Origin of the sequence: Streptomyces sp. NPDC001663, from assembly GCF_042893105.1 — a bacterium.
Classification (GTDB): domain Bacteria; phylum Actinomycetota; class Actinomycetes; order Streptomycetales; family Streptomycetaceae; genus Streptomyces.
Window position 1 is genome coordinate 37436 of record NZ_JBIAUR010000024.1, and the last position, 26398, is coordinate 63833.

25 protein-coding genes and 1 pseudogene are annotated in these 26398 nt (G+C 68.7%); 12 read left to right on the forward strand and 14 right to left on the reverse strand.

All coding sequences use genetic code 11. The features are described 5' to 3' along the window. Positions 1 to 18 precede the first annotated feature (18 nt). Positions 19 to 1179: an iron-containing alcohol dehydrogenase gene (locus tag ACFY1L_RS48955; RefSeq protein WP_388841064.1), complete on the reverse strand. Its 1161-nt coding sequence runs from the start codon at positions 1177 to 1179 to the stop codon at positions 19 to 21. Positions 1180 to 1306: 127 nt separating this feature from the next. Here ACFY1L_RS48955 and ACFY1L_RS48960 point away from each other — a divergent pair, with 127 nt between their 5' ends. Further along, positions 1307 to 2269, forward strand: a complete 963-nt coding sequence (locus ACFY1L_RS48960; protein WP_388841067.1) for a LysR family transcriptional regulator — start codon at positions 1307 to 1309, stop codon at positions 2267 to 2269. Positions 2270 to 2406: 137 nt separating this feature from the next. Here ACFY1L_RS48960 and ACFY1L_RS48965 read toward each other — a convergent pair whose 3' ends face one another. Then, positions 2407 to 3009, reverse strand: coding sequence for a TetR/AcrR family transcriptional regulator (locus ACFY1L_RS48965; protein ID WP_388841070.1), 603 nt, complete (start codon positions 3007 to 3009; stop codon positions 2407 to 2409). 169 nt (positions 3010 to 3178) lie between these two features. On the opposite strand from ACFY1L_RS48965, the gene ACFY1L_RS48970 reads away from it, so the two are divergent. Then, complete coding sequence (locus ACFY1L_RS48970; protein WP_388841074.1) at positions 3179 to 3892, forward strand: SDR family oxidoreductase; 714 nt, start codon at positions 3179 to 3181, stop codon at positions 3890 to 3892. Positions 3893 to 4278: 386 nt separating this feature from the next. Here ACFY1L_RS48970 and ACFY1L_RS48975 read toward each other — a convergent pair whose 3' ends face one another. From ACFY1L_RS48975 to ACFY1L_RS48990, 4 genes are all read right to left on the reverse strand, one after another. Further along, a complete protein-coding gene (locus ACFY1L_RS48975) occupies positions 4279 to 5109 on the reverse strand; it encodes an enoyl-CoA hydratase/isomerase family protein (protein WP_388841077.1) in 831 nt (276 codons plus the stop codon). A gap of 108 nt (positions 5110 to 5217) precedes the next feature. Beyond that, positions 5218 to 6024, reverse strand: coding sequence for a strictosidine synthase (locus tag ACFY1L_RS48980; protein WP_388841080.1), 807 nt, complete (start codon positions 6022 to 6024; stop codon positions 5218 to 5220). Positions 6025 to 6055: 31 nt separating this feature from the next. Then, positions 6056 to 6922: an alpha/beta fold hydrolase gene (locus ACFY1L_RS48985; RefSeq protein WP_388841082.1), complete on the reverse strand. Its 867-nt coding sequence runs from the start codon at positions 6920 to 6922 to the stop codon at positions 6056 to 6058. Between the two features lie 65 nt (positions 6923 to 6987). Then, positions 6988 to 7983 carry an NADP-dependent oxidoreductase gene (locus ACFY1L_RS48990; protein WP_388841085.1) on the reverse strand — a complete coding sequence of 332 codons (996 nt, stop codon included), beginning with the start codon at positions 7981 to 7983 and terminating at the stop codon, positions 6988 to 6990. 149 nt (positions 7984 to 8132) lie between these two features. On the opposite strand from ACFY1L_RS48990, the gene ACFY1L_RS48995 reads away from it, so the two are divergent. Both ACFY1L_RS48995 and ACFY1L_RS49000 read left to right on the forward strand, forming a co-directional pair. After that, complete coding sequence (locus tag ACFY1L_RS48995) at positions 8133 to 8756, forward strand: TetR/AcrR family transcriptional regulator (RefSeq protein ID WP_388841087.1); 624 nt, start codon at positions 8133 to 8135, stop codon at positions 8754 to 8756. A 49-nt stretch (positions 8757 to 8805) separates the two neighbouring features. Then, the gene (locus ACFY1L_RS49000; protein WP_388841090.1) at positions 8806 to 8952 is read left to right on the forward strand and encodes a hypothetical protein; all 147 of its coding nucleotides are present in this window, start codon (positions 8806 to 8808) and stop codon (positions 8950 to 8952) included. Positions 8953 to 9311: 359 nt separating this feature from the next. Here the strand turns inward: ACFY1L_RS49000 and ACFY1L_RS49005 are convergent, their stop codons facing one another. Then, the gene (locus tag ACFY1L_RS49005) at positions 9312 to 10529 is read right to left on the reverse strand and encodes an RNA-guided endonuclease InsQ/TnpB family protein (RefSeq protein ID WP_388841092.1); all 1218 of its coding nucleotides are present in this window, start codon (positions 10527 to 10529) and stop codon (positions 9312 to 9314) included. 25 nt (positions 10530 to 10554) lie between these two features. Between ACFY1L_RS49005 and tnpA the strand changes: the two genes are divergently transcribed. Continuing rightward, positions 10555 to 10971, forward strand: a complete 417-nt coding sequence (tnpA, locus tag ACFY1L_RS49010) for an IS200/IS605 family transposase (protein ID WP_388841095.1) — start codon at positions 10555 to 10557, stop codon at positions 10969 to 10971. A 122-nt stretch (positions 10972 to 11093) separates the two neighbouring features. Here the strand turns inward: tnpA and ACFY1L_RS49015 are convergent, their stop codons facing one another. Further along, complete coding sequence (locus ACFY1L_RS49015) at positions 11094 to 11453, reverse strand: TetR family transcriptional regulator (protein WP_388841098.1); 360 nt, start codon at positions 11451 to 11453, stop codon at positions 11094 to 11096. Positions 11454 to 11519: 66 nt separating this feature from the next. Here ACFY1L_RS49015 and ACFY1L_RS49020 point away from each other — a divergent pair, with 66 nt between their 5' ends. The 6 genes from ACFY1L_RS49020 (at position 11520) to ACFY1L_RS49045 (ending at position 18449) form a co-directional block, all read left to right on the forward strand. Beyond that, entirely contained in the window at positions 11520 to 12359 is an 840-nt protein-coding gene (locus ACFY1L_RS49020) for an alpha/beta fold hydrolase (RefSeq protein ID WP_388841101.1), read from the forward strand. A gap of 591 nt (positions 12360 to 12950) precedes the next feature. After that, complete coding sequence (locus ACFY1L_RS49025) at positions 12951 to 13862, forward strand: alpha/beta hydrolase fold domain-containing protein (RefSeq protein WP_388841104.1); 912 nt, start codon at positions 12951 to 12953, stop codon at positions 13860 to 13862. A gap of 183 nt (positions 13863 to 14045) precedes the next feature. Further along, positions 14046 to 15935: a propionyl-CoA synthetase gene (locus tag ACFY1L_RS49030; RefSeq protein WP_388841106.1), complete on the forward strand. Its 1890-nt coding sequence runs from the start codon at positions 14046 to 14048 to the stop codon at positions 15933 to 15935. A 292-nt stretch (positions 15936 to 16227) separates the two neighbouring features. After that, positions 16228 to 17295 carry an alkene reductase gene (locus ACFY1L_RS49035; protein WP_388841109.1) on the forward strand — a complete coding sequence of 356 codons (1068 nt, stop codon included), beginning with the start codon at positions 16228 to 16230 and terminating at the stop codon, positions 17293 to 17295. Positions 17296 to 17468: 173 nt separating this feature from the next. Beyond that, on the forward strand, positions 17469 to 17603 hold the full coding sequence (locus ACFY1L_RS49040; RefSeq protein WP_388841112.1) for a hypothetical protein: 135 nt from the start codon (positions 17469 to 17471) through the stop codon (positions 17601 to 17603). 273 nt (positions 17604 to 17876) lie between these two features. Continuing rightward, the gene (locus ACFY1L_RS49045) at positions 17877 to 18449 is read left to right on the forward strand and encodes a TetR/AcrR family transcriptional regulator (RefSeq protein WP_388841408.1); all 573 of its coding nucleotides are present in this window, start codon (positions 17877 to 17879) and stop codon (positions 18447 to 18449) included. A gap of 311 nt (positions 18450 to 18760) precedes the next feature. On the opposite strand, the pseudogene ACFY1L_RS49050 reads toward ACFY1L_RS49045, so the two are convergent. The 4 genes and pseudogenes from ACFY1L_RS49050 to tcuA all read right to left on the reverse strand — a co-directional run. Then, a pseudogene (locus tag ACFY1L_RS49050) lies at positions 18761 to 18883 on the reverse strand (nucleoside monophosphate kinase); the annotation flags it as partial. A 362-nt stretch (positions 18884 to 19245) separates the two neighbouring features. Further along, the gene (locus tag ACFY1L_RS49055) at positions 19246 to 19743 is read right to left on the reverse strand and encodes a Type 1 glutamine amidotransferase-like domain-containing protein (protein WP_388841411.1); all 498 of its coding nucleotides are present in this window, start codon (positions 19741 to 19743) and stop codon (positions 19246 to 19248) included. A 3-nt stretch (positions 19744 to 19746) separates the two neighbouring features. Next, a complete protein-coding gene (locus tag ACFY1L_RS49060; protein ID WP_388841114.1) occupies positions 19747 to 19992 on the reverse strand; it encodes a hypothetical protein in 246 nt (81 codons plus the stop codon). A 295-nt stretch (positions 19993 to 20287) separates the two neighbouring features. Beyond that, a complete protein-coding gene (tcuA, locus tag ACFY1L_RS49065; protein ID WP_388841117.1) occupies positions 20288 to 21811 on the reverse strand; it encodes an FAD-dependent tricarballylate dehydrogenase TcuA in 1524 nt (507 codons plus the stop codon). A gap of 241 nt (positions 21812 to 22052) precedes the next feature. Between tcuA and ACFY1L_RS49070 the strand changes: the two genes are divergently transcribed. Continuing rightward, positions 22053 to 22958: a LysR family transcriptional regulator gene (locus ACFY1L_RS49070; protein ID WP_388841121.1), complete on the forward strand. Its 906-nt coding sequence runs from the start codon at positions 22053 to 22055 to the stop codon at positions 22956 to 22958. A 1055-nt stretch (positions 22959 to 24013) separates the two neighbouring features. Here ACFY1L_RS49070 and ACFY1L_RS49075 read toward each other — a convergent pair. Further along, positions 24014 to 24304, reverse strand: coding sequence for a hypothetical protein (locus ACFY1L_RS49075; protein ID WP_388841124.1), 291 nt, complete (start codon positions 24302 to 24304; stop codon positions 24014 to 24016). Positions 24305 to 24926: 622 nt separating this feature from the next. Beyond that, positions 24927 to 26390 carry a pyridoxal phosphate-dependent decarboxylase family protein gene (locus ACFY1L_RS49080; protein ID WP_388841126.1) on the reverse strand — a complete coding sequence of 488 codons (1464 nt, stop codon included), beginning with the start codon at positions 26388 to 26390 and terminating at the stop codon, positions 24927 to 24929. Positions 26391 to 26398: the final 8 nt, after the last annotated feature.

A 26398-nucleotide genomic window follows, 5' to 3' on the forward strand; every position in this document is an offset into this window, starting at 1 on the left:
TTCCTCACTCGCCAGGTGTCAGGCGTAGATCTGCGCGTAGAGATCCTGGATCTCGTCCACGGTGGGTACGACGGGGTTGTTGGCCGGGGATCCGGACGCGAGCGCCTGCTCTGCCATGAGGGGCGACAGGCGGAACCACTCGTCCTTGTCGATGCCGTGGGCTCTTGGGGTGGGCACCTCAAGATCCTTGCACAGGGCCCGGAGCGCCTCCACGAGCCTATCGGCGGCCACGGCGTTGCTGTCGCCGTCGGTGGCGGCTCCGAGGGCGCGGGCGCAGTCGGCGTACCGGCTCTCGGCGGCGGGTACGGAGAACGCCGTCACCGTGGGGAAGAGCATGGCGTTCGACAGACCGTGGGCAACGTGGAAGTGAGCGCCGATCGGACGGCTCATGCCGTGCACGAGCGCCACGCTGGAGTTGGAGAAGGCGATGCCGGCCTGGGTCGCGGCGAGCATCATCGCCTCGCGCGCCTCGATGTCTCCGCCGTCGGCGTAGATGCGGCGGAGGTGGCGGCCGATGGTCCGGATCGCGTTCAGGGCGAGGCCGTCGGAGAACGGGTTGGCCTTGCGGCTCACGTACGCCTTGACGGCATGGGTGAGCGCGTCGACACGGGTGTCGGCGGTCAGCCGGGACGGCATCGACAGGGTCAGTTCGAAGTCGACGACGGCGGCGACCGGCAGGAACGCCGGCCCCGGGCAGAGCATCTTCTCGTCCGTCGCGCTGTCGGTGATGATGGTGAACTGGGTGGCCTCCGAGCCGCTGCCCGCGGTGGTCGGGACCGCGATCACCGGAAGCGCCGGGCCGAGGCTGGTGTGCGGGGCCTTGTAGTCCCGCATCGGGCCGCCCTGGACGCCCAGCAGGCCGAGGGCCTTGGCGGTGTCCATCGGGCTGCCGCCGCCGACCCCGATCACCGAGTCCGCCCCGTGTTCCCGCAGCACGGCCAGGCCCGCATCGAGCGAGTCGGTCGTCGGATCCGGGACGGTGCCGGCGAACAGGCACGGCTGTAGCCCGGCATCCCTCAGCGTCGACATCAGGCGTTCCGCCACACCCGTCCCGGCAAGGAACGCGTCCGTCACCAGCAAGGGGCGGTGCAGGCCCAACCTTGCGACGACGTCACCCAGCTCGCCGACGGCACCGCCGCCGACGCGCAGGATCCGCGGGAGGGAAAGGCTGGCAACCATGGTGGCCCTTTCGGCAAGAACAGCGGAGCGTGTCGCGCCCGCTGCCCCGACTGTGCGGCCCGCACCGTGTGCAAACATCCACCAATGGCGCACACCGACTGTGCAGAAACGCAGATACGGTGGGGCTGTGCATCCCCGCTCCCCGGACGAGAGCCCCGCTCCACGGCCGGCCGGCTCGCCTCGCTCCATCGATCCGCGCAGACTCCGCGCGGACGACCTGCGCTACCTGCTCGCGGTCTCCCGTACCGGACGGCTGGTGACCGCCGCCGACGCACTCGGGGTGGACCACACCACGGTGTCACGCCGTGTCGCCGCGCTGGAGAAGAGCATCGGCCTGCGCCTCATCGAGCGCGGCCCGGACGGATGGACGCTGACGGAGATCGGAAGAGCCATCTCGGACAGCGCGCGCGTGATCGAGGAGGCCATCGACCGCGTCGTCGACACCGTGGAGGGCCAGGACGCGCCGTCCCTGCACGGCACGGTGCGCGTCAGCGCGCCCGACGGCTTCGGCACCGCCTTCGCCACGCCCGCGCTCGTACGGGTGCGCCGCCACCATCCCCAGCTCCAGGTCGAACTCATCACCGCGACACGGCAGCTCGCCCTGCGCCCGTCCGGTTTCGATCTCGCCGTAGTCATCGGCGTTCCCTCCAGCAGCCGCCTGGTGACCGAGCACCTCACCGACTACACGCTGGGGCTCTACGCCTGCGACGACTACCTGGCCACGTACGGCCGGCCGAAGTCGCTGGCGGAGCTGCGCGAGCACCCGCTCATCTTCTACATCGAGTCCATGCTGCAGGTCGGCGACCTCGACATCGAGCGCCACCTTCCCGGCATGGCCCCCGCCTTCTCCTCGACGAACGTCTTCGCCCAACTCGAAGCCACCCGGCAGGGAGCCGGCATCGGCGTCCTTCCGGCCTTCCTGACCCAGCGGACGCAACTGCGCCGGCTGCTCCCCGACGAGATCGACATCCGGCTCCCCATCACCCTGGCCGTCCGCCGGGAGGCGGTGACACACGCCGCCGTGCGCGCCCTGTGGGCCGCGCTACGGCAAGAGGTCGCCGAACGGGCCGATGAACTGCTTCCGGAGTGAACGCCGACGAGATGCAGGTGCGGTGGAATCCCGCCGATCGAACCACAGCCGCCGCCCGGTCGCGGCGGTAAGGATCAGAGCCACGGCGTAGCCGAAAGCCATCCTGATGATCGCCCGGGACGGAGGCCGGCCGTGCTTCAGCGAGGCAGCAGGACGTCGACCTGCCGCCGGATGTCCTGCACGATCTCCTCGACGCTCAAGGCGATGTTCACGCTCACCGCCATGCTGAGGAACATCACGGCGGACACGATGTGTGCCAGCGTCGCGGCGTCACCCTCCGTGATCCGCTCGTCTCGGCGCAGCACGGCGGCCATGGCCTCCTCGGTCTGCGCCACGATGGCGAGTGCCGCGCTGTGCCGGTGCTCCTCGGGGTCGCCGAAGACCATCTCTCGCAGGTAGGTACGTCCGTTGTCGATCTGGGTGCGATTGCACTCCACGATCGGCCGGACGATCGCCATCACCGCGTCCAGCACGCCCGGGACGGTCTCGGCGTCCGCCCGGCCCTGCTCGAGCGCTTCGATGTACTTGGCGTTCTGCACAAGCAGGAGGAGTTCGCCCTTGGTCTTGACATAAAGGAACAGGGTCCCGGTGCCGATGTCGGCCTTGTCGGCGATCTGCTGGGTCGTGACCTCATCGACGCCGTGTTCGGCGAACAACTCCGTCGCGGCAGCGACGATGCGGTCGAATTTCTCCTGCTTGTTCCGCTCGCGCCGTCCGACCGGCCGGGGGGCGACAGACATGGCGATGTCCTCCAGGAATAAGATTCTGACCTTAGTCAGTTATGATTACACTCGGTACCGCGTGGGCTCGAATATGGCTACGCTCATTCTCCCATCACAGGGCGAGCAGTCATTGCTCCATCCGTGCAGAGCCACGCACCTCACATCCCCCTGGAACGAAGGAACACCCATGCCCTCCCTCGATGGAGCAGTCGTCCTCGTCACCGGCGCCAATGGCGGTATCGGCACCCACTTCGTCCACGACGCCCTGGCTCGCGGCGCCGCCAAGGTCTACGCCACCGCCCGTTCCCCCCGCGCCTGGGACGACGAACGCATCGTCCCCCTGACCCTTGACGTCACCGACCGCGCGTCGATCGACGCGGCCGTCGCCGCCGCGGCGGACGTCACCGTGCTCGTCAACAACGCGGGCGCCACCCCGCCGAGCGCGAGCCTGCTGGACGTCACCGAGGCGGACATCCGGGCGAACATGGAGACGAACTTCTTCGGACCAGTCTTCCTCGCTCGCGCCTTCGCACCGATCCTCGCCGCCAAGCAGGGGTCGATCCTCATCGACGTGCACTCCGTTGCCAGTTGGTACGCCTTCGGCGGCGCCTACAGCGCGTCCAAGGCCGCACTGTGGTCGGCCACCAACTCTCTGCGCATCGAGCTCGCACCCCTGGGCGTCCACGTGACGGGTGTGCACATGGGCTACGTCGACACCGACATGGCCGCGCACGCCGAGGGACCCAAGATGCTGCCGACGCAGCTGGTGACGACGGTCTACGACGCGGTCGAGGCCGGCGAGTACGAGGTCTTGGCCGATGCCTTGACCCAGGGCGTCAAGGCGGCTCTGAGCGGCCCGGTCGAGGCGCTCTACCCGGACCTGCGCGGCACGAACGCCTGAACTTGTCCTTCGGTCCCGGTGTGATCTCCTGACGTCGGGACCGCGTGATCCATGGGGTTCGAACACCCGCAGCCCCGTCGGCGTACAGGCCGCGCCACTGGGTGGTGAGCCCTGGTCAGTCGGCCTGTGCCCCCCGACGCGGGGCGCCAACGCGCTCGAATTCGCCGGCCCTGCCGGGGCGCCGGTCGACCACGGTACGGAAGACGTCGAACACCGCACCGCGTAAGCAGCAGCGCCGATCCGTCGGTCGTCCTCGTTGGTGACCGGGCTTCGCGCCATCGTTCCCCGCCCCCATCGGGCACGCGTACGACGACCCAGATGGGACTCGCGACAAAACGAGCACGGCCGCGGCATCTGCTGCGTCCGTGCTCGCTTCCTGCCGGGTGTCAGCGTTGCTGGTTGGCGACGCCGATGTGGTGCCCGAGACGGTATTCGAAGTCGATGCCGGCCTGTTCGGCGACGGCCTGCGTGCCTGCGGCCCGGGTGAGGAAACCGGGAAGGGTGAGGGAGTGGGCGAACTCGCCGTACGCGGCGACCAGGTCCGCGTCCGGGGGCAGGGATGCCCGGTTGATCTGGGCTTTGGCCGAGGCGAGTGAGGTGCGGTCGAAGGAGGCGAGCCGGGCGGCGACGGTGCCGACGAAGGCGTCGAGTTCGTTGTCGGGGAGGGCGCGGGTGACCCAGCCCCAGCGCTCGGCGGTGTCGGCGTCGTAGTCGTCGCTGGTAAGGATGGCTTCCAGGGCGCGGTCGCGCCCGATGGCGCGAGGGAGGCGTTCGGCGCCGCCACCGCCGGGCAGCAGTCCGCTGCCGACCTCGGGCTGTCCGAAGATCGCCTTCTCGCGGCTGGCGTAGCGCAGATCGAGAGCGAGAGCGAGCTCGTTCCCGCCACCGCGGGTGCGTCCCCGGATGGTCGCGATGGTGATGTAGGGCGCTTTGGAGAGTTCCAGGACCAGATTCGTCCATGCTGGCACTGCTTCCGGGTCCTCGGGGGCGGGGAAGTCGGCGGCGGCAGCCAGGTCGAAGTGGTTGTAGAAGAAGTCGGGGGTGGCGCTGTCGAACAGCACGACCTGGATGTCCGGGTCGGTGGCCAGTTCTTGGACGATCTCGATGAGGCGCAGGACGGTCTCGCCGGTGATGAGATTGACGGGCGGGTTGGCGAAGGTGATCTTCGCGATCTGCGGTGAGGTGCGCTCGAAACGGATGGTGCTGTGCTCGCTCATGGCTCGCTCCGGATACGGATTCGGATGTGTGAGGGGTGTCAGACGGCGACGGGGGTGCGAGGAGGGCGGGGAAGCAAGGCGCGGATGCATGAGCAGAGCCCGCGCCGCTCACTCCTCGTAGTACGGGAGGATGTCGCCGTTCTTGACGTAGGTGAGGGCGGCGGTGACGTCGTAGGCGTGGATCGCGGAGACCTGCGGTGCCAGCCGGTCGGACAGGTCCTCGATCGCGTTGCCGGTGAAGAAGGCGTCCCGTGCTGCGGTGTCGGCGAACCCGAGGCTGACCGAGGCGTGGAAGTGCTGGTCGTGGGGGTTGTCGTGGGCGACGTCCGGGGTGTCCCAGAGTTTTTCGATCCAGGGCAGGAACGTCTGCGTGCGCAGTTCCGTCAGCGCTCCCGTGCCGGCGAGCGCGGGGGCGAGCTGCTCGTTGACGAACTTCCGGAAGGCGCCGGAGCCGACCCCGTCTCTGCGGCGAAGGTAGATCAGCGCGCGGGCACCGACCGTCTGTCCGGGACCTGCGACGTCGTACCAGCGCGATGAGTTCGGCGGGCCGGCGTAGAGCAGGGTGCGGCGGAACACGTTGATCTCGTCGGCGTAGGCCAGCTTCGTCTGCCTGCGCCCTTTCAGGGGTGCAAGCGCCGATTGGAAGGTGACTTCGGCGACGCCGTCGATCTTCCGGTCGGCGGGGATCGCGGTCTGGACCCCGTCGATGGCCGGCCACAGGCCCGTGTTGTGCTCGGCGAGGTGGATCTGCCGGTACTCCTCCAGGCCCGGGGTGGCGGAGATGATCCCTGAGTGCGGGCCCTTCCAGTGGTCCATGCCGGTCTGACGGGGCTGGTCGGTGCGCACCCACAGCAGGATCGAGGAGGTGAGAGGCTTCTTCGCTTCCAGGGGCGCGGCGACCGGTGACGTGCTCATGATGTTGCCCTTTTTCCTGGTCAGGTGGTGGTCATCGCGCCAGGAACTCGACCGTTACGGGGGCGAACTCCTGGTGGTACTGGAAGATGCCGCCGTGCCCGGAGTCGGGGTAGATGATCAGCTCGCTGCCCTTGATGCGCCGGTGCAGGTCCTCCGACAGAACCGACGGCACCATGCGGTCGTTGTCGCCGTTGGCGATCAGGGTGGGCTGCGTGATCGTCGACAGGTCGTCGGGGGTGGAGCGCCCCCACTTCTTGATCGCCTTCAGCTGCGTCTGGAACGCCTTGGTCTTGATGTCCACGTCTCGGTCGACGGTGCGCTCCTTGAGCCGGTTGACGAACGCGCGTGCGGCGGGCTTGCCGGTGGCATTGCGGTTGAAGAACAGGAACTCCTTGGGGTCCGAACGGGTCAAGGTGGCGCGCAGGATGTCCCAGTAGGTGACTCGGGCGACCTTGTCCATGTCCTTGCCGCCCTTGGGCCCGGTGCCGGTGAGGACCAGCTTGCGGACGAGCTCGGGGTGCTTCACCACCAGGGCCTGAGCGACCATGCCGCCGAGGGAGAAGGAGAAGACGTCGATCTTGTCGTACCCGAGCGCCTTGATGAAGGTGTAGGCGTCGTCGGCCATCGCCTCGACACTGTCCGGCACCTGGCCGGTGGACGCCCCGACACCGCGGTTGTCGAAGGCGATGACGTGACGGCCCTTCGCGATGGGATCGATGATGCGGGGGTCCCAGTTGTCCAGGGTCGCGGCGAGGTGGACGAAGAATACGACGGGGATGCCGCCCTTCGGCCCCAGCTCGCGGTAGGCGTAGGTGACGCCGCCGGCGCTGACGGTGCGGGCCGGGGCCTTCGCGTAGGAGGTGATGACGGCTTCGTTCGGGGTGTCGGTGCTGCTCATGACGGATTCTCCTGTGTGTTCTGTGTCGCTGTGTGTTTCGTGTCGCCCGTCGCGGTTGCGGCAGGTCAGCTGTTGCCGATGACGGCCTTGCCGCGGATGCCGCCCTGGGACAGGGACTGCAGCGCCTGCGGGGTCTGGTCGAAGCCGGCCACCTTTCCCACGACCGGGCGCACCACGCCCTGGTCGATGAGGGTGGTGATCTGGCGGAGCTGGTCGCCGCTGGCGCGCATGAGCAGGAACTCGTACGTCACGCCGAGCTTCTTCGCCTGCTTGCGGATCTTGCGGCTCAGGGCGGCGACCGCCAGGCGCAGCAGCGGGTTGAGGCCGGCCTCGCGCGCGAAAGCGGGCTCCGGGGGACCGGCGATCCCGATGGCCTTGCCGCCGGGCTTGAGCACCCGCAGGGACTTCTCGAGAGTTTCCCCACCGAGGCTGTCCAACACCAGGTCGTAGCCGGTCAGGAGCTGCTCGAAGTCCTGGCTGCGGTAATCGATCACCGTGTCCGCGCCGAGCGCGCGCACGAAGTGCTCGTTGGAAGCGCTGGCGGTCGTGGCGACGTGCGCACCGAGGTGCGCGGCGAGCTGGATCGCGATCGAACCGACTCCGCCGGCGCCGGCATGGATGAGAACCTTCTGCCCGGGCCGCACGTTCCCGCGCTCCACCAGCGCCTGCCACGCCGTGAGCGCCACCAGCGGCAGCGAGCCGGCCTCATTCATGCTGATCGAGGCGGGCTTGAGCGCCAGGTCGCCCTCCGCGACGGCGATGCGTTCGGCGAAGGTGCCGATGCGGTCCTGGTCGGGCCGACCGTAGACCTCGTCTCCGGGCTTGAAGCCGCGGACCGCCGTCCCGACGCTGATGACAGTGCCCGCGACGTCGTTGCCCAGGATCAGCGGCAGCTTGTAGGGCAGGATCTGCTTGAACTCACCGGCGCGGATCTTCTCATCCAGCGGGTTCAGCCCGGCGGCCTCCACCCGGACGAGCACGTCGTGCTCCCCGACGGTGGGCTCGGGGACGTCCGCCTCTTGCAGCGGCTCCTTGTACTTGGTGACGACGAACGCTCGCATGGGGCGCCACTCCTAAAATTTGTCTTATTTATCCATGTTTGCGACTGGATCGGCCAACCCGGTACGGCATCCGGGGTCTCGCCCCACCCGACCAATCCGAGTACACTCAACTATGAGTCGACTCAGAAATATTGTCAAGGGAGGTCCCCATGGGAAGCGGTCACATGCCGATCGGGCGCCGCGAGAGGGCCAAACAGGACAAGCGCGAGCGCATCATGACCGCAGCCCGCGAGCTGTTCGCCGAACACGGCGTCGACAAGGTCACGACGCAGCAGGTCGCCCGCCGGGCCGATGTCGCGATCGGGACGCTCTACCTGTACGCGTCCACCAAGGCCGAGTTGCTGATCATGGTGCAGAACGAGAAGTTCGCCGCCGCCGTCGATTCCGGCCTCGCCGCCGCGAACACCGCCGTCGGACAGGGCGCGCCGGAGCGGGTCATCGCTCTCATCCGTCCGGTCGTGGAGTGCACAAGGGAGCACATCGAGAACGGCCGCACATACCTGCACGAACTCGTCTTCGGCGACCCGGCCGAGCCCTACCGCCAAGCGGGCCTGGCCCTTGCCGGCCGCCTCGAGGACGGCATCACCGGCCTGCTCACCCGCGACGAGCACGTCGGCGCCGCCGACGCGGCGACGCTGGCACGGGTGATCACCGCGATCATCCACATCAGCACCACCGCCACCATGTACCTGCACCGCAGCGACGATGCCGTCCTCGCCGACATCCGCGACCAGATCCACGCCACCCTGGCGCCCCACCACCGCGCCGCATGACCGCTCACTCCACGCGCCACCCATCAAACCCCCGGCAAGGGGGCACTTCATGAGCACGCACTACGGCGGCGTCACCCTCGGCGCCGGAACAGCGGATACGTCGATCCGCGCCGCGCAACTCGGCAAGACCACTCGGCTGCGGTCAGGCTTCCGGGCCCCCCGCCTCCGCCCCGTCGACGTCGCCGTGTGGCAGTGACGCAAGAATCCCCGCGCGGCAGACATCGAGGATTTCGTCCGCCAGCGGAGAACCGTCCGGGCATGCCCGCGACAACATGACCGCGCCGACCGAATGGGCGAGCGTGTCGATCGCCAGGGCTCGGGCCGCATCCTGGTCCATGTCCCCCCGCGTGCCGCTATGGGCCTGGAGGGCCGTGAGCAGCTTCTCGATCCCTGCCGCGAACTCTGTTTTGATGTCCACCGGCTGACGGGCCGCGTCGCCGCTGAGAGCCGCGACGGTACAGCCGTCACCGCGTCCGCGATGCTCCCGCGAGACTTGACTCGCTCCTCGGGCTGAAGCCCGAGGATTCTGGCCTTTCCTGGCTGGTTGCTGTGCCGCTACGCGGCACGGTTTCCGGTCGGGAGTCCGTGGCTTCCTGTTTCTTCGCGCTGTGCCGGGATCGCTCCCGGTCTTACCGGCGCTCCGCAGGCCGATGCCGCCAGTCCGGCGGCCGCTTTGATGTTGAGTGCGGCGTTGTGGTCCCGGTCGTGGACGGTGCGACAGGCGCTACAGGTCCATTCCCGGACGCTCAGGGCTTTGGGCCCGTCCATGGCGCCGCAGGTGGAGCAGGTCTGCGAGGTCGGCGTGAACCGGCCAGTCCTGACCAGGGTGCGGCCGTACCGCTGTGCCTTGTACGCCAGCATGCTGATGAACTGTGCCCATCCGGCGTCGTGCACGGACTTGGCCAGCCTGGTGCGGGCCAGGGCCTTCACCGCCAGGTCCTCCACAGCGATTCCTTGGTTCTCGGAGATCAGCTTTGTGGAGAGCTGGTGGTGGAACTCCCGGCGTGCGTCAGCAACCTGGGCGTGGGCGACTTTGAGACGGGCCTTGTCCCGGTTCTTCGATCCCTTCTGTTTGCGGGACAGCTCCTTTTGGGCCTTCTTCACTTTCTTCTCCGCACGCCGCAGGAAGCGCGGGGAGTCGATCTTCTCGCCGGTGGACAGGACCGCGAAGTGACTCAGGCCGAGGTCGACGCCGACGGTGGACTCGGTGTCGGGCATCCGTGCCGCATCGGCGGCGGGGTCGGTGTCGATGACGAAGGAGGCGAAGTACCGGCCGGCCACGTCCTTGATGACGGTGACCGAGGACGGTGTGGCGGGCAGGGTGCGGGACCACTTCACCTTCACCGCGCCGATCTTGGGCAGGTACAGGCGCCCGCTGTGATCGAGGCTCCAGCGCGCGTTGGCCGTGAACCGGATCGCCTGCCGGTTGTCCTTGCGGGACTTGAGGCGGGGTGGGCCGAGTTTCGGGCCCTTGCGGGTTCCTTTGAGGGAGGCGAAGAAGTTCCTGTAGGCGGTCTCGGCGTCCCGCAGGGACTGCTGGAGGACCACAGCGGAGACCTCGCCCAGCCAGGACCGTTCCACGGTCCGTTTCGCCTGGGTGATCAGTTTCTTCGACAGCTCGCCGGCACCGGGGAACGCGGTCCCTGCCTTGCGGGCGTACTCGCGGGCCCGCACCGCGTCGTTGAACACGACGCGGGCGCACCCGAACGCCCTCGCCAACGCGGTGCGTTGGGGTGTGGTCGGGTACAGGCGGAAGCTGTACCTCAGCTGCATGGCCGCCACCCTACATACTTGGGTTATGGGTGAGATGCAGGAGATCAGAACTGGTCGGCACTGTGCTTTTGTCATGCATGTGCATTTGGTCTTCGTCACCAAGTTCCGGCACAAGGTGTTCACTGATGCCCACTTGAGGCGGATGGAGGAGATCATGCGGTCGGTGTGCGCGGACTTCGAGTGCGACCTGGTCGAGTTCAACGGTGAGGACAGCCACGTCCACCTGCTGGTGAACTTCCCGCCCAAGGTCGCCGTGACCAAGCTGGTCAACTCCCTCAAGGGCGTCTCCTCCCGCCGCCTGCGCCAGGAGTTCCCCGACCTGGTGCGGCACTACTGGCGGGCCAACAAACTCTGGTCCGGGTCCTACTTCGCCGGAACCGTCGGCGGTGCCCCGCTCTCCGTGGTCAGGCAGTACATCGAGCAGCAGAACCGGCCGGTGTGAGCACCGCCCGGCTCCGCCGGGCAAAGCCCTCACGACGCTCCGCGCCGCCGGCAAGGAACGCAGTGTCCAGCGCCGCCGGACCTGAATCTGCGACGCTCCGCGCCGCCACTGTCAGATTCACTTCACCGCCGGCCTGAAGGCCGATGCACTGCGAACGAATCCCGGTAGCGCTCGACGAACTCGGCGGGGGCCAGGCCTTCCGCCCGTGCCGCGGCCTGCGCGAGCCCGCTTGCGGATGCTTCGGCCATCAGGTCGGCCTTGGAGCGGAAGTGCTTGTAGAACCCGTCATGCGTGAACCCGGCGGCTGCCATCAGTTCCGCCACACCGACACCGTCGTAGCCGCGCTCGCGGAACAGCCTGGCGGCTGTCGCCACGATGTGGGCACGGTTGCGCTCTGCCTGCGCCTTGGTGACCCGCACGATCGGCCGCCCCTTCCTCCATTGACGCTCGGCGATCAAGCGCACATAGATGTCGGTCGACATCTATGGGCTTGACTTTTTACATTACGATCGTAATCCTATTGCTACCTGTTCCAGAAAGGCCAGACCATGAGTGACACCCATGTGACCGCACCGACCCAGTACATCGAGGTCGACGGCGACCGCTTCGCCTACCGACGCTGGGGCAAGCCCTCCGGCGTCCCGATCTTCCTGCTCCAGCACTTCCGCGGAGGCATGGACAACTGGGATCCGCTGCTCACCGACGGCCTGGCCGAAGGCCGTGAGGTCATCCTGTTCAACGGGCGCGGCATCGCCTCGTCTTCCGGCACCCCGCGCAACCGGATGGAGGACATGGCCGACGACATCGCCGCCGTCATCCGGGCGTTGGGACTGGAGCAGGTCGATCTGCTCGGCTTCTCACTCGGCGGCTACCAGGCGCAGGAGGTCACGCTGCGCCACCCCCAGCTGGTACGCAAGCTCCTCCTGCTCGGCACCGGCCTCCGCGGCGGGGACCCGACAAGTGACCCCCAGGTGCCTCAGTACGCGCTGAATCCGGTCCCCACCCTGGAGGACTTCCTCTTCCTGTTCTTCGGCCGCTCGGAAGCCGCGGTCGAAGCAGGCCGGGCCTTCTGGGAGCGCCGCCACCAGCGGGCCGACCAGGACACGCCGAGCTCGCCCGCAGTCGCGCAGGCACAGTTCGAAGCGGTTGTCGCCTACGCAGAACCGCTGCCGGGCGAGAATCCCTACGCCTTCCTGAACGCGATCACCCAGCCGACGCTGGTCCTCAACGGCGAGAACGACGTGATGATCGCTTCGATCAACTCCTGGCACCTCGCCCAGAACATCCCCAACGCGCAACTGCTGATCTACCCCGATGCCGGGCATGGAGCGCAGTTCCAGTACCCCGAGCGCTTCCTGAAGCACGCCATTCAGTTCCTCGAGGAGTAGCACCCGTGCAGTCGCTGATGCCTGGTGTGCAATGACGGCCCAGCTCAACGGGTACCAGGACTGCGACAAGCGCGCATTCTCATCCATGAAGTCATGTGCGCCTCCACGGTCGCGGACACAGGACAGTCCGGCGGTCGGATCGCCGCCGATCCCGTCGGCCTGACCAGTTGCTCGGCAAGCCGACACGCCTACCGGTACGGCCGGCCGAGGCAGGCAAGCCCGCGCGATGCAGGCAGGGCGCACTGGCGCCCTGCTGTTGCGCCCGCACCCACCGCCACGCGACCGCACCGAAGCCGAGTTGGACGCGGCGGCAGAATCCCCGGATCGCCGGCGCGGACGCCGCCCACAGGCGCGTCGCACGCACTCGCCCCACCGGCCCCGGGCGGTCCGGTCCACAGGTCGCGACCCGCCCGGCAGGCGCCCTGAAGGATCCATGCCCGATGCCCCGTCATGGGCCTCCGCGCATCCATCAGGTGACTCCGTCGCCTGGGTTTACTTTCATATACTCAGCTACTAGCGTCATGACCAGTACATCGACCCGCCCGCCGCGGGGGAACGCGGCACGGCACCCGCCCGACAAGGAGCAGCACCATGGCAGTAAGCCAAGAGGCACACGAGTTCGCGGAGTTCCTCGCGAGCGTGAGCGCGAAGTCGTCGACACCCGGTCTCGACCTGGCCGTCATCCGCGACATCGTGGACTCGAACCACAAGGCGTCGACCGAGCCGGAAGGCGTCACGTACGCCGAGGTGGACGCGGGCGGCGTCCCCGCCCTCTGGGCCATCCCCGAGGGCGCCGACCCCGACAAGGCACTGCTCCACTTCCACTTCGGCGGATCCGTCACCGCCTCCATGCACTCCGACCGCAAGGCAGCGGGCCACATCGCCAAGGCCGCCGGAGCCCGCTCCCTCGTCGTGGACTTCCGCCTGGCGCCCGAACACCCCTACCCCGCGCAGCTCGACGACGCCGAGACGGCCTACCGCTGGCTGCTCTCGCAGGGCTACGAGCCGCGGAACATCGGCAGCACGGGCCACTCGATCGGCGGCACCCTCGCGGTGCTGCTCCCGCTGCGCCTGCTCGCGAAGGGCGAGGCGACCCCGGGCGCGATCGTCAGCGTCTCACCGTGGACCGACCTCACCATCCAGAACGCGTCGGTGGACGCGAACGAGGACAACGACAAGATGCTCAGCAGGAACACCCTGGAGCTCTTCCGTGGAGCCTGGCTCCAGGAGCCCGGATTGGACTTCGCCGATCCGAAGATCAGCCTCGTGAGCGCCGATCTGACCGGCCTGCCCCCCACGGTCGTCCACTACGGCGAGTACGAGACCCTCGCCGACGACGGCGCCCAACTCGGCCGCCGCCTCGCGGACTTCAAGGTCACCTCCGAGGTCCACCCGCTGCCCGAGGGACAGCACTCGTTCGTCCTGGGCGCGGGGCGCGTACCCGAGGTGGACGAGGCGATCCAGCAGATGGGTCAGTGGCTCCGCAAGCACCTCGGCACGTGAGCTGAAGCTGCACCCGGCGGAGAGGCCTGTCGGCCGGACCGCCACACCACCGCGATGCCGGTGACCCGTCCGCCGGTCGCCGGCATCCTGCTCGACCAGATCGGCCGACTTGCGGTACTTGTGTCCGACACGGTTCCGCACACAGCCACGCCACCGTCCCTTGATGCCACAAAGGAGTGCGCGATGGGAACGTACGAGGATGTCTTCCGCGCCAGTACCGAGGACCCGGAGAGCTTCTGGCTGAAGGCGGCGGAGGGCATCGACTGGGATGTCACCCCACGACGCGCCCTGGACTCCTCGGGCGCCCCCTTCTACCGCTGGTTCCCCGACGGTCGGCTCAACGTCTGTTTCAACGCGCTCGACCGGCACGTCGAAGCCGGCCGCGGCGAACAGGCTGCCCTCATCTATGACTCACCGGTGACCGACACCCGGCGCACCTACACCTACGTGCAGTTGAGGGACGAGGTGGCGACTTTCGCCGGGGCACTCTCGCGGCTCGGTGTCGAGCACGGCGACCGTGTGGTGATCTACATGCCGATGGTCCCCGAGGCCGTTGTCGCGATGCTGGCCTGCGCACGTATCGGCGCGGTGCACTCGGTCGTCTTCGGCGGGTTCGCTCCGCGCGAACTCGCCCTCCGCATCGATGACGCGGCTCCGAAGGTGGTCGTCTCCGCCTCCTGCGGCATCGAGGGCACGCGTGTCATCGCGTACAAACCCCTGCTCGACCGGGCGATCGAACTCGCGGCCCACAAGCCGGAGAAGAGCGTGATCCTGCAACGCCCGCAGGAGACGGCCGAATTGGGTCCCGACGATCTCGACTGGGGCGAGTTGGTAGCCGCCGCACCGCCCGCCGACTGCGTTCCCGTCGCCGCCACCGATCCCCTCTACATCCTCTACACGTCCGGAACGACCGGAAAGCCCAAGGGAGTCGTACGTGACTGCGGCGGCTACGCGGTCGCCCTCCACTGGTCGATGGGGTCCGTCTACGACGTGGGCCCGGGCGAGACGATGTTCACCGGCTCCGACGTCGGCTGGGTCGTCGGGCACTCGTACATCGTCTACGCACCGTTGCTTGTCGGAGCCACGACGGTCCTGTACGAGGGGAAGCCGGTCGGCACACCGGACGCGGGCCAGTTCTGGCGCGTTGCCGCCGAGTACCAGGTCAAGACCATGTTCACGGCGCCCACCGCGTTCCGGGCCATCCGCAAGGAGGACCCGAAGGGAACACTCACCGCGGACTACGACCTGACCGGTCTGCGCCATCTCTTCCTCGCCGGCGAGCGCCTCGACCCCGAGACCTATCACTGGGCGAGCGACCTGCTGGACATCCCGGTCATCGACCACTGGTGGCAGACCGAGACCGGCTGGCCCATCGTCGCCAACCCCGTGGGCATCGAAGCGGCGCCCCTCAAACCCGGCTCTCCCACCCGCCCGCTGCCAGGGTGGGACGTCCGTGTCCTCGACCCCTCGGGCAAACCGGTGCCCACAGGCGTCGACGGCGCAATTGTCGTACGGCTCCACCTGCCGCCCGGCGCACTGCCCACGCTCTGGCAGGACGACGACCGCTACATCGCCTCCTATCTCTCCGCCTACGACGGCTACTACCTCACCGGCGACAGCGGTCACATCGACGACGACGGCTACGTCTTCGTCATGGGCCGCACCGACGACGTCATCAACGTCGCCGGGCACCGTCTGTCCACCGGCAGCATGGAAGAGGCCCTGGCCGCCCACCCCGACGTCGCCGAATGCGCCGTCATCGGTGTCGCCGACGCCCTCAAGGGACAGGTACCGCGCGGCTTCGTCGTCCTGAAGGCCGGCGTCGACCGCGAACCGGGCGAGGTCGAGTCCGAACTCGTCCAACTCGTACGTGAACGCATCGGAGCCGTCGCCTCCCTCAAAGAAGTCGCGGTCGTGGCCGCCCTGCCCAAGACCCGTTCGGGAAAGATCCTGCGCAAGACGATGCGCGGCATCGCCGACGGGCACGACGAACCCATCCCCTCCACGGTGGACGACCCCGGCGTCATCGAGGCCCTGCGCCCTGTTCTCCGACGCCCTGGCCAAACCGCGTGAACGGCTGACCCGCAGCCCGGTCGACGACGGGCGAGCTTCCGGACCGTGCCGTGCGGCACACCAACTCGGAGGCCCCGCAGACTGCCGACTCCTGCTTGCAACTGCCCGCACACCCACATAGTATTACGATTGTAATTCCATAGATCGCGCCGACACAGCTCGGCCGACAGGGGTCATGACGGGTCCCCATCGGGCCCCAAGCAGGACGGCCCGGTCCTCCCGCTCGGCTGATCACACCTACTGCCGGCCCCCGCCCTCAGCGATCGACGACTCATCATCTGAGGAATCACCCATGCTCAACGCCCTGTGGAACCCGACCGTCGCCGGAGAGATCTCCCTGCCGCACCGGCTCGCCATGGCCCCCCTGACCCGAAGCCGGGCCACCCCCGACGGCGTGCCGACCGAGCTCAACGCCGAGTACTACGCCCAGCGCGCCTCGCACGCGCTCATCATCACCGAGGGCACCCAGCCCTCCGCCGACGGACAGGGCTACCCGGTGACCCCGGGCATCTACACCGAGGAACACATCGCCGGCTGGCGCAAGGTCACCGACGCGGTACACGAGGCCGGCGGACGCATCGTCATCCAGCTCATGCACGCCGGACGCATCGCCCACCCGGACAACACCCCCCACCACCGGCAGCCGGTCGCTCCCTCCGCCATCAAGCCGGACGGCCAGACGTTCACCCCGTCCGGGCTCCAGGAGATGCCGGTACCGCGCGCACTGTCCACCGAGGAGGTCGCCGCCACGGTCGAGGACTTCCGGCGCGCCGCCGCAGCCGCCATCGCAGCCGGCGCCGACGGCGTCGAGATCCACGGAGCCAACGGCTACCTCCTGCACCAGTTCTTCGCCACCAACACGAACCAGCGCACCGACCAGTACGGGGGCTCCCTCGACAACCGCATCCGTTTCGCGGTGGAGGTCGCCACGGCCGTGGCCGACGAGATCGGCGCCGGCCGCACCGGCATCCGGATCTCTCCCGGCAACCCCTTCCAGATCAACGACCTCACGGAGAGCGATCCCCACGAGCTCTACCCGCACCTCCTGCGCGCCCTCGCTCCCCTCAACCTCGCCTACCTGCACATCGGCCACGGCGGCGACGAGGAACTCCTGCACACCCTCCGGAAGCTGTGGCCGACCACGCTGCTCCTCAACCGGGGCGGTGCCGATCTCTCCACCCGCGCCAAGGACATCGAAGACGGCCTGGCCGATGTGGTCACCGTCGGCACCATGGCACTCGCCAACCCCGACCTCGTCGAGCGCGTACGCTCCGGCGCACCCCTGAACACCCCGGACCCCGCCACCTTCTACGGCGGCGGCGCGACCGGCTACACCGACTACCCCACCCTCGCCGCCTGACGAAGGACCGCGCGTCCGGGCGAAATCATCGCCCTCGCATGCCTGGAACAGGCCTACGCCGCACGGTGGTGACGACCCGAGGAGTAGCGGGCCGTCACCACCGCGCCCGTAGGCATTCCCCTCGCACCTTCGAGAGGGAGACACACCGAAAAGAGCATGCGGTTACTGGAACCATGGGCAAGAAGGAGGTCCGCCCGGGCTGCCAACTGCGCCTGGTCCAGGGCGATTCGACAGCCCTTGCTGACAACGGCGCCGACGGCCCGCACCGTGCCCGTGTCGTGGAAATGGACGTTGCTGATCCCGCGTGACGCGGCCAAGGAGTCCGACGCTTCGACGACTTCCACCACCACATCGGCCTGTCTGAGGCGTCCCCAGTGACCGTTTCCGGAAGTTGATCTCGGCCGGCATCCCGAAGGCCGTCCCACTGAGCCAGTGGGGCGAAGCATACGTACTCGGCCCCGAGGGTCCCGTCCGGAGAACCGGCACCCGAATGGCCTGCTGATCGTAATATTACGTACATCAGGTCATGGATTAGGCTTGACTGCGAGGCATCGGCCTTACGGAGCGAACGGAGGATGCTCGTGGTGCGCTACGCCAAGGAGCACAAGCAGGCGACGCGGCAACGGATCATCGAGACGGCGGGCCACCGATTCAAGCAGGACGGCATCGACGGCTCGGGCATCTCCACCCTCATGTCGGATGCCGGGCTCACCAACGGAGCCTTCTACGCCCACTTCGCATCCAAGGACGACCTCGTCGCCAACGTCGTGACCGACCAACTGCGCACACAGGTCGCGGGGTACGGCACTCTGCGGCCCGGCCGCCAGGGTCTCGAAGACCTGGTTCGCGAATACCTGTCGCCTGAGCACCGGGACCACCCCGGCGACGGATGCCCCTCCGCCGCGCTGCTCGACGAGATCAGCCGCTGCGGGGACGAGACGCAGCAGGCTTACACCGACGGCGCACGAGACATCGTGGACGAGATCGCCGCCCGCCTGAAGCCTGCGAATCCGCAGTCCGCCCGGGGCAAGGCCATCGGGCTCTTCACCATGATGGTGGGCACGTTGCAGCTCTCCCGAGCCCTCTCCGACCAGAAGTTCTCAGACGAGGTCCTGGCGCAGGGGATCGAGAACGCCCTCTCCTTCATGCGCTGAGGAGCACCGTTCACGGCCTCGCACAACGCCGCCGAGGGCAACGGCCGCGAGGCTGGAAGCCGCCCGATGCGACACGGCCAGCGGGATCACGATCATCGCGGACGGCGGCCATCCAAGGGAAACGCCATCGCCCGCGCCACGAGGCTCGTCCCCGCGTCGACCACGCCCTCGCCCGGCCGACGGACGGGGGCGGCCGGGCGTCCACCAGGCCCCCCGTCTCATACGGCGACCGCACTCATCATGAGCGCCCTGAAACAGAGCTGAACCGGCCGGGGCCGGCTCGTCGACCAGCAGCCGTCGAGGGGACCGGGCTGCGACATGGGCACGGAAACAGGTCCCCCGGTGGAGATCGCCGGAACGGACAGGCGTTCGGCGAGGGACCGAGCCTGCATTCCCTTGCCTGCTCCAGGTGGGCCGATCAGTACGATGCGCACGGGTTCGTTCTCCTGGCTGTGGATGGGGACGGGCGTGGTGAGTTGATGGTCGAGGCGGCGCGGTCGGCAGGCGGACCGAGCCCCCGCCCGGGGAGCCAAGGCACGTACTGGCGGGAGTCTCGGGTGACACGACGACGCCGACTGGGCCTTCGCGATGCATGTGAGCGCCGTTCATCCGGGCAGCACCGCCGCCCTCGTCGGCTGGTCGTCCTCGCGCTCGCACTGTCCGACTCGGCCGGCGAACCGAGCTATGGCTCCGGGCCGGACCGCTTGGTGCGCGAGGCTCAGAGCCTGTCGGGTGGCTGGTTGCGCTGCGATGAGGTCCTCGACGGTCTTGGCTCGGGCGGCGAGCGGCAGCACGATCAGCAGGGGCCATCCCCGCATCGGCCCGCTCGCCGTGGTCCCCGTGCTCTGCAACCGGACCAGCAGCCCAACGAGGTGCGCAGCGGCGCGACGAGCGGCATGTGTACGACTTCGACGCTGCCGTCGGTCACCTTGATGGCGGTCTCGTAGTCGATCGCGTACCCCGGTCGCGGGATCCCGGCGGCCCACTTCTGCGCGTTGGCCATGGAGTTGTCCGGGAGATTCTCGTGGTCCAGGTGCGGGAAGATCGAAAAGTCGACCATGCCCAGCGCACTGTCGCCACCGGTAGGGGGCTTCCAGACGTAGGACTCGGTGAAGTCCTTCCCGACGCTGGGGGCCATCACCATGCTCCCGGCGCTCGCTCCCACATAGACCGTCTCGCGCAGCGACGGCAGCAGGTCGGCCAGCCCGGACTGCCGCATCCAGTGACACAGATACAGGGCATCGCCGCCACCTGCCAGCAGGACGTCGGCCTCTCGGACCGAGGGGAGCCACAGCTCCTAGCCGAGGCTGGGCAGCGCGGTGAGCTCCAGCACCCCCAGCGGCTTCCAGCCCACCTCGCACAGGGAGATGACGGATCGTCCACTGATGAACCGCCGTGCCGAACCGATGCCGCCGGGCATGGCATACGCCGCGGTGGGAATGCACAGGGCGTTGGCCTCGGCAACCGGTTTGCCCAGCAGGTCGACCAGCCCGTCGTGGATGCTCGCGTTCTTGATGCCGGCGGATGTGAGAAGAAGCCGCACGACACCTCCCGATTCGAATGCGATGAAGCGGTCTGACATACAGACCTGGTACCACCGCGAAACTCATCGCTGCCAAACAGGATCCAGCTCCCGCCACAGGCCGCTTGCCGCGCAGACCGGCTCGGGCGCTTGCAGCACGCGCGAACAGCGGCGGGTTCCGGCGAACGCCCCGTGGCAGGCGATCACCTGGTGCCGATCACGCCGCCGACAAGGGCGAGTACCGCGGCCACCGGTCACACCAGACCCCGTGACCAGCGACTTCAGGATGAGACGACCTCAGTCGACGACGTCGCGCTTATGGTGCGTCCTCCGTGGCCGTGTGAGCTCTCACTCGGCTGGGGCGTCGGCAATGCGTGTCGGCGGCTGCTGAGCGCCCGGCGCGCCTGCCGAGCACCGAACCGGCGGTGAGGCCGGAGCCGCCGGGGTAGTTGAACCAGAAGAGCCCGCCGACGAGTTCGCCGGCTCCGTAGAGCCCGGGGACGGGGCGGCCGCTCAGGTCCAGCACGCGCGTGTCGGCGTCGATCCGCAGCCCGCCGAAGGTGAAGGTGATGCCGCAGGTCACCGGGAAGGCGACGTACGGAGGAGTGGTCAGCGGCTGGGCCCAGTTGGACTTGGGAGGGCTGATGCCCTCGGTCCGGCAGCCGTCCTTGACCGTCGGGTCGAAGCGACCGGAGACAACGGCGGCGTTGAACCGCTCAACCGTCTCCACCAGCCGGCCCTCGTCTATGCCGAGTTCCTTGGCCAGGCCCTCCACGGTGTCGGACTCAACCCTGGTGATGCCCGCCGAGGCGTACTCCTCGGGGCGCAGCAGCGGTGCGGACGCCGCGTCGAAGAGCTGGTAGGCGACGCCTGCCGGTTGCTTGAGGATCTCGGCACCGTACTTGGCGTAGGTGTAGTTGCGGAAGTCCGCTCCCTCGTCGACGAACCGGCGCCCCTCGGCGTTGACTACGATGCCGAACGGGTAGCCGCCGCGCGTGAGTTGGTTGGTCAGCTCCCGGTCGCCGGTCGCTCGGGCTTGGCTGTCCCAGGCCACCGCGTGGCAACCGCTCCAGTGGCCGTAGGGTTGCGCGCCGGCCGCCAGGGCCATGCGGATGCCATCGCCGGTGTTGTGCGGGGTTCCGCGCACCAGCGCCAGGTCCCAGCCCGCGCCCAGGTAGCCGGCCCGCATCTGCGGGTTGGCCTCGAAGCCGCCGCTGGTGAGTACCACGCCGCCGGCCTCGATGCGCTGCCCGTCGGCGAGCATCACGCCGCGGACGGACCCGTCGGATCCGGTCGCCAGGCCGGTGACGGGGCTGTCGAAGCGGACTTCGATGCCGCTGCGATCGGCGGCGGCAAGGTGCTGGTCGATCATTCCTTTGCCCCCGCCGACCACGCCGACGGCCAGTCCGCCCCAGAACCGGTAGCGCCCGTCCACCTCGTAAGCCTGCCGGTGGAACATAAGCTCGAATCGCAGGCCGAGGCTGCGCAGCCAGGTCATCGTCTCGCGGGATTCACCGACCAGGATCCGGGCAAGTTCGGGGTCGGTCCTTCCCTGGGTCACCCGGGTCAGGTCGGCGAGAAAGTCGTCGTCGGTGTAGGGGGCGAGGTCGACGCGTCCTGCGCGGCCCGCGGGAAGTGGCTCGACCAGCGAGGTGAGGTCGGTGAGCCCGCCGTGGCTGGTGCGCATCGCCCCGGCAGTGAAGTAGGAGTTGCCTCCTGCCCACTGGCGGGGGGCCTTCTCCAGCAGCAGCACCCGTGCTCCCTGCTGTCGGGCGGACTGAGCCGCGCTGAAGCCGGCGTTCCCGCCGCCGACCACGACGACGTCCCACTGCTCGGTCATGTGTACTCCCACGGGTTCGGACAGCAGTTGCCCGGATCGGAGATCCTTTCGGGGCTGGGGCGTACGGGTCAGGGGCTGTGTGCGTACGCGACCGCAGCATGGATCTCTTTCACCAGGACCCGGTGAGGGGGTCGACGGCTGTGCGGCCCGCCTGCCGGTCGGTACGACGATGCGCCAGCAGCGCCATCAGTACAATCGAAAGAAATTGAAGCTGCTTTCACAAATGGTTAAGGCGGTGGTGATGAGCTTCGACGTACGCCGCATGCTGGTGCTCGCCGAGGTGGCTCGCCGGGGCTCCATCACGGCGGCCTCGATCGCCCTGAGCTATACGCCCTCGGCGGTGTCCCAGCAGATCAGCAGGCTGGAAGCGGAGGCCGGGCAGCCGCTGATCGAGCGGCACCCCCGGGGCGTCACACTCACCGAGGCCGGCCGCACTCTGGCCGAGCATGCTGCACGGATCGATCGCCAGTTGCGGGCCGCACGCCGATCCCTCGATGACATCGCGGGCCTGCACAGCGGGACCTTGCACATCGGTACCTTCCCCACCATCGCCGCATCCCTGCTGCCCCGCGTCGTGCGCGCCTTTCGCACCCGGTACCCGCAGGTTGAGCTGGCCGTGCACAGCGACCGCAACGCCGGCCTGATGGACCTCCTCGAGAGCCGGGAGATCGAGCTGTCCTTGATGTGGGACTACCCGTGGCGGCGTCTGGACGAGACCAACCTCGATGTCATCCATCTGCTGGACGACCACACCTGCCTGGTCGTCGCCACCAGCCACCCGCTCGCCGCCCGGCACTCCGCCGGTTTTGAGGAGCTGGCCGAGGAGAACTGGATCGTCCGGGGCGATCACCCGGTCGCCGAGCTGCTCAACCGTAGCTGCCGTGCCGCCGGCTTCGAGCCGAAGATCGCCTACCGGGCACACGACTACCAGGAGGCCCAGGCCATGGCGGCGGTCGGCCTGGGCATCACGCTCGCCCCCAGGTTCGCCCTGGCCGGCCTGCGGGATGACGTCACCACCATCGACCTGGGCCCCGCGGCCCCGGTTCGCCGCATCCTGCTCACCCGGCTGCGCGACACTCCACCGACACCGTCAGCCAAGGCCATCGCGGAACTGTTCATCGAGACCGCCGGGACCCTGTGTGCATAGACAGGCGTTCCGCGGTGTGACTGCCGGCGACGGCGGCCGTCCCGCGGGGCATGCCCAGGAGCCGTGGCCGCCGAGCTGCGCGAGCGGACGCAGGAGCAGCCGCAGGCGTCGCCGTTGAGGCCGGCATTCCCTCCAGCGCCAGGCGGGGACGGCCTTTTCACTGGTGAGGTATGGCGTAGGCGACTCCGTGGGAGTGGTGGCCTGTCGTGGCGTCGCTCCCAGGACGTCGAGGATGCCGTCGGTTGTCGCACTGCTGGAACAGCGCGAGCTCGCTCCCGTCCTCGAGTCGACGGGGTGCGGGAGGAAGTCGACCGCATCCAGGCCGCCGAGGCCGAGGGTGGCAACACCGCCGACTCTTCTCCCACTCCAGCGCCCGGGCCAGATCCTGATAGCGCTGCCGCCCCTCCGGCACATCCGTCAGCTGGACCAGCACCGCGAAGTCGGCAGCCGACAGTTTCGACTGCGTCTGCAGCAAGCGGGACAATCGGCCCCCGAGCTTCTCGTGCAATCGGACCTCACCGGGAAAGGAGCTCACGCGCGTTGACAACCCCGGCCCTCATGGGTGCAGTGATGCTGATTCTTGCCGCTGTACCGAGCATCCGCCGACAGAGGAGTATCGCAATTGAAACTAAGTGGACATTTTTGGGCGATTAACGCTACGCAGTGAGTAGTCGCACTCGCTGTCGCCCTCTCCGGCTCCCCCGAGCGCGAACCGAATGGCCGCACCATGCGGCACTCCACTCTGGCCGACCAAGGGCTGACATAACAGGGCTCTGACCAGCCTCTTTACGGCAATCCTTCCGCCTGAAGGAAGCCGCCGCACGCGGGACGAGGGCACCCCGCCGACAGGGACGGGAACTGCCATGCCGCACATCACCGCTTTTGCCAGGAACCAGTGGTTCATGGCCGGTGACGGAGCCGGCCTTCCGGCGAACACCCGTCTACTCGACGGTGCTGCGCTCAGGTGCTGAGGCAGGGCACCGGCCTCACGTTCCACCCGGGGTTGTGATATGCGTCGGGGAACCCCGCCAGGGTGACGGGGCCCGCCTCTCGCGTCAGATCCGCCCGCCGGTCAGACGAGTGATCGGACCGTGCGTGCGGTGCCCCGCGCGGCGGCCTGCCAGGTATGACGTGGCACCCAACGCGGAAAGGCCCGCACCCACGCCGGCGGCGAGGAGCTTTCGATGGGCGATGATCGTCCAGGCCGTCTTGGCGAAGGCCACGGCCTGGCCCGAGGCGGCGATGACGGCCTGGCGGCCGGCTTGGACACGCTCGGCCGCGCTGTGCCCGACCGCGGTGGTCGTCTCGGCCGTACGCCCGGCCGCGTCCGTGGCTGCTGACGCCACGTCATCGGTCTTCTCGGCTGCCTGGTCTGCTGCCCGCGACGCCGGAGCCGTCGCCTTCGCCGTGGCCCGCCTGGCCTTGGAGGCCGCATCCCGAGTAGATACGGAATCTTGATTGGCGCCGCTGTTCGATTGATTCATGAACTTCGCGTTGCCGCTTGTTTCATCGGCAAACACGTTCTGCCAAGACGGCATACGCCGACCCCGGGCAGACCCGGTGCACGATCCCCGGTCGCCCCCTGAGCACCACAGGCCACTCGCAGGTGAGAAGCGTCGAGGAATCCGCGGTCGTCGCCGGCTCCCGCGCCAGACCTCGAATGCGCGCTCTCCGGCGGGACAACGCTGCCGCGTTGCCCCTCGGGTGAGCCCTGCGGAGCCCGCATCACTCCGACATTTGCGGGCTGCGTACGAAGCCTCTGCGCCCGGCACACGCACCGTGCGCATCCCGGAGCCTCACCGGACCGGGAGCGCGGCACCACGCGACCGGCGCCGAAGCAGAGCAGGCCTGTGAACCCGTCGTTCACCAGACTTTGCGATGTCTCGTGAGACACACTGGCGGTCTCCCTCTCGCGTGGCGTGTGCCCTGTCGACGCGGATCACGATTGCTGATCGGCGGGCGGCTGACTCAGGGACTGCAAGCCGGAGGTCGCGACGCCGTGGTGTGGCGCTTGGCCTCGGCGGTGATGATCTGCAGTGCTTCGGCGATGCGGTCGTGGTGGGTGCGGTGGGAGACCACGCACACGCGCAGGGTGTAGCGGCTGTCGACAATCGTGCTGGAGAGCACGATGCGCCGGTGGCTGTTGATCCGCTCCAGCAGGCGGCGGCTTGCCTCGCCGGCCCGCTCGACGCCGGCCCGGCTGCCGTCGGCGGGGCGGAGGCGGAAGATCACGGTGGACAGGTCCGGGCGCTGCGGGACCTCCAGCTCCGCGACGCCGGACAGCGTGTCGTGGACGTGTTCGGCCAGGTCGAGCTTCTCGTCCAGCGCCTCGCGGAAGGCGTCCACCCCGTGCAGGTGCAAGGGAAGCCAGGCCCGCACACCGCGGATCTCGTGGGTCAGCTCGGGCCCGAGCCGGCCGGAGTCCGGGACGCTCCCCGCCGCCCCCATGTCCTGAAGGTAGCTGCCGGTGCCGTCGTGCGCGGCGTGCAGGGCGGCGACGTCGCGGACGACCAGGGCGCCGGTGCCGAACGGCATGAACAGGGTCTTGTGCGGGTCCAGGGTGATCGAGTCGGCCTCCTCGAAACCGGCGAGGCGCTCTGACCCGCGTGCGGTGAGCCGGAAGAAGCCTCCGTAGGCCGCGTCGATGTGGAGCCACACGTCCTCGCGGCGGGCCAGGTCGGCCAGCTGAGGCAGCGGGTCGACGGTGCCGGTGTCGGTGGTGCCTGCGGTGGCCACCAGCAGGAACGGCCGCAGCCCGGCTTCCCGGTCGGCGCGGATCATCGCGGCGGCGGCGTCGGGGTCCATCCGCAGGTCCGGGGTGTGCGGCACGGTCCGTATGTGGGCGGCGCGGATCCCGGCGAGGCGGGCGGCCTTGGCGACGGAGTGGTGGGCGAAGGCGGTGGTGTAGACGGTGCCGCCGGCGAGATCCTCGCCGAGCCGGTGGTGGCGGGCGGCGACCGTCGCGGAGAAGGTGGCCATCGAGCCACCGCTGGTCAACAGGCCGCCGCTGCCCTCCGCCAGGCCGCACACCTCACGGGCCATCCAGCGGATGACACTCTCCTCCAGCGCGGCGAGGGCCGGGGCAACCGAGGCCAGGCCGCCGTAACGGTTGACGGCACGGTTGTAGAACTCGGCGAGCGCGGCCGAATACAGACCGCTGCCCGGGATGTACGCCAGGTGTCCGGGCCCGGCCGTCTCCAGAGCACAGTCGGCGGCCTCGTCCAGGCGCGCGAGCAAAGCCTTCAGGTCACCGCCCCGGTCGGGCGGCGGTGCCAGGAAGGACTCCACCAGCTCGGCCTCGGCCTGCGGCGACAGGGGGCTGCTCGCGGGGCGGGCCGCGAGCTGGTCGGTGCGGTCGACGACACGGTCCAGGACGAGACGGCCCATCTCCGTCATCGCGGCGCGGTCGGGTTCCAGGGGGAAGGGGTGCATGAGGCAGT

Coding starts and splice junctions, on each gene's coding strand:
- ACFY1L_RS48985 (WP_388841082.1), bottom strand. CDS start 6,922: ATGAGCAGCACCGACACCCCGAACGAAGCCGTCATCACCTCCTACGCG.
- ACFY1L_RS48975 (WP_388841077.1), bottom strand. CDS start 5,109: ATGAGCGAGCACAGCACCATCCGTTTCGAGCGCACCTCACCGCAGATC.
- ACFY1L_RS48980 (WP_388841080.1), bottom strand. CDS start 6,024: ATGAGCACGTCACCGGTCGCCGCGCCCCTGGAAGCGAAGAAGCCTCTC.
- ACFY1L_RS49025 (WP_388841104.1), top strand. CDS start 12,951: ATGGCAGTAAGCCAAGAGGCACACGAGTTCGCGGAGTTCCTCGCGAGC.
- ACFY1L_RS49005 (WP_388841092.1), bottom strand. CDS start 10,529: ATGCAGCTGAGGTACAGCTTCCGCCTGTACCCGACCACACCCCAACGC.
- ACFY1L_RS49020 (WP_388841101.1), top strand. CDS start 11,520: ATGAGTGACACCCATGTGACCGCACCGACCCAGTACATCGAGGTCGAC.
- ACFY1L_RS49070 (WP_388841121.1), top strand. CDS start 22,053: ATGAGCTTCGACGTACGCCGCATGCTGGTGCTCGCCGAGGTGGCTCGC.
- ACFY1L_RS48955 (WP_388841064.1), bottom strand. CDS start 1,179: ATGGTTGCCAGCCTTTCCCTCCCGCGGATCCTGCGCGTCGGCGGCGGT.
- tnpA (WP_388841095.1), top strand. CDS start 10,555: ATGGGTGAGATGCAGGAGATCAGAACTGGTCGGCACTGTGCTTTTGTC.
- ACFY1L_RS49035 (WP_388841109.1), top strand. CDS start 16,228: ATGCTCAACGCCCTGTGGAACCCGACCGTCGCCGGAGAGATCTCCCTG.
- ACFY1L_RS49015 (WP_388841098.1), bottom strand. CDS start 11,453: ATGTCGACCGACATCTATGTGCGCTTGATCGCCGAGCGTCAATGGAGG.
- ACFY1L_RS49000 (WP_388841090.1), top strand. CDS start 8,806: ATGAGCACGCACTACGGCGGCGTCACCCTCGGCGCCGGAACAGCGGAT.
- ACFY1L_RS48965 (WP_388841070.1), bottom strand. CDS start 3,009: ATGTCTGTCGCCCCCCGGCCGGTCGGACGGCGCGAGCGGAACAAGCAG.
- ACFY1L_RS48990 (WP_388841085.1), bottom strand. CDS start 7,983: ATGCGAGCGTTCGTCGTCACCAAGTACAAGGAGCCGCTGCAAGAGGCG.
- ACFY1L_RS48970 (WP_388841074.1), top strand. CDS start 3,179: ATGCCCTCCCTCGATGGAGCAGTCGTCCTCGTCACCGGCGCCAATGGC.
- ACFY1L_RS49080 (WP_388841126.1), bottom strand. CDS start 26,390: ATGCACCCCTTCCCCCTGGAACCCGACCGCGCCGCGATGACGGAGATG.
- ACFY1L_RS49040 (WP_388841112.1), top strand. CDS start 17,469: ATGGGCAAGAAGGAGGTCCGCCCGGGCTGCCAACTGCGCCTGGTCCAG.
- ACFY1L_RS49030 (WP_388841106.1), top strand. CDS start 14,046: ATGGGAACGTACGAGGATGTCTTCCGCGCCAGTACCGAGGACCCGGAG.
- tcuA (WP_388841117.1), bottom strand. CDS start 21,811: ATGACCGAGCAGTGGGACGTCGTCGTGGTCGGCGGCGGGAACGCCGGC.
- ACFY1L_RS48995 (WP_388841087.1), top strand. CDS start 8,133: ATGGGAAGCGGTCACATGCCGATCGGGCGCCGCGAGAGGGCCAAACAG.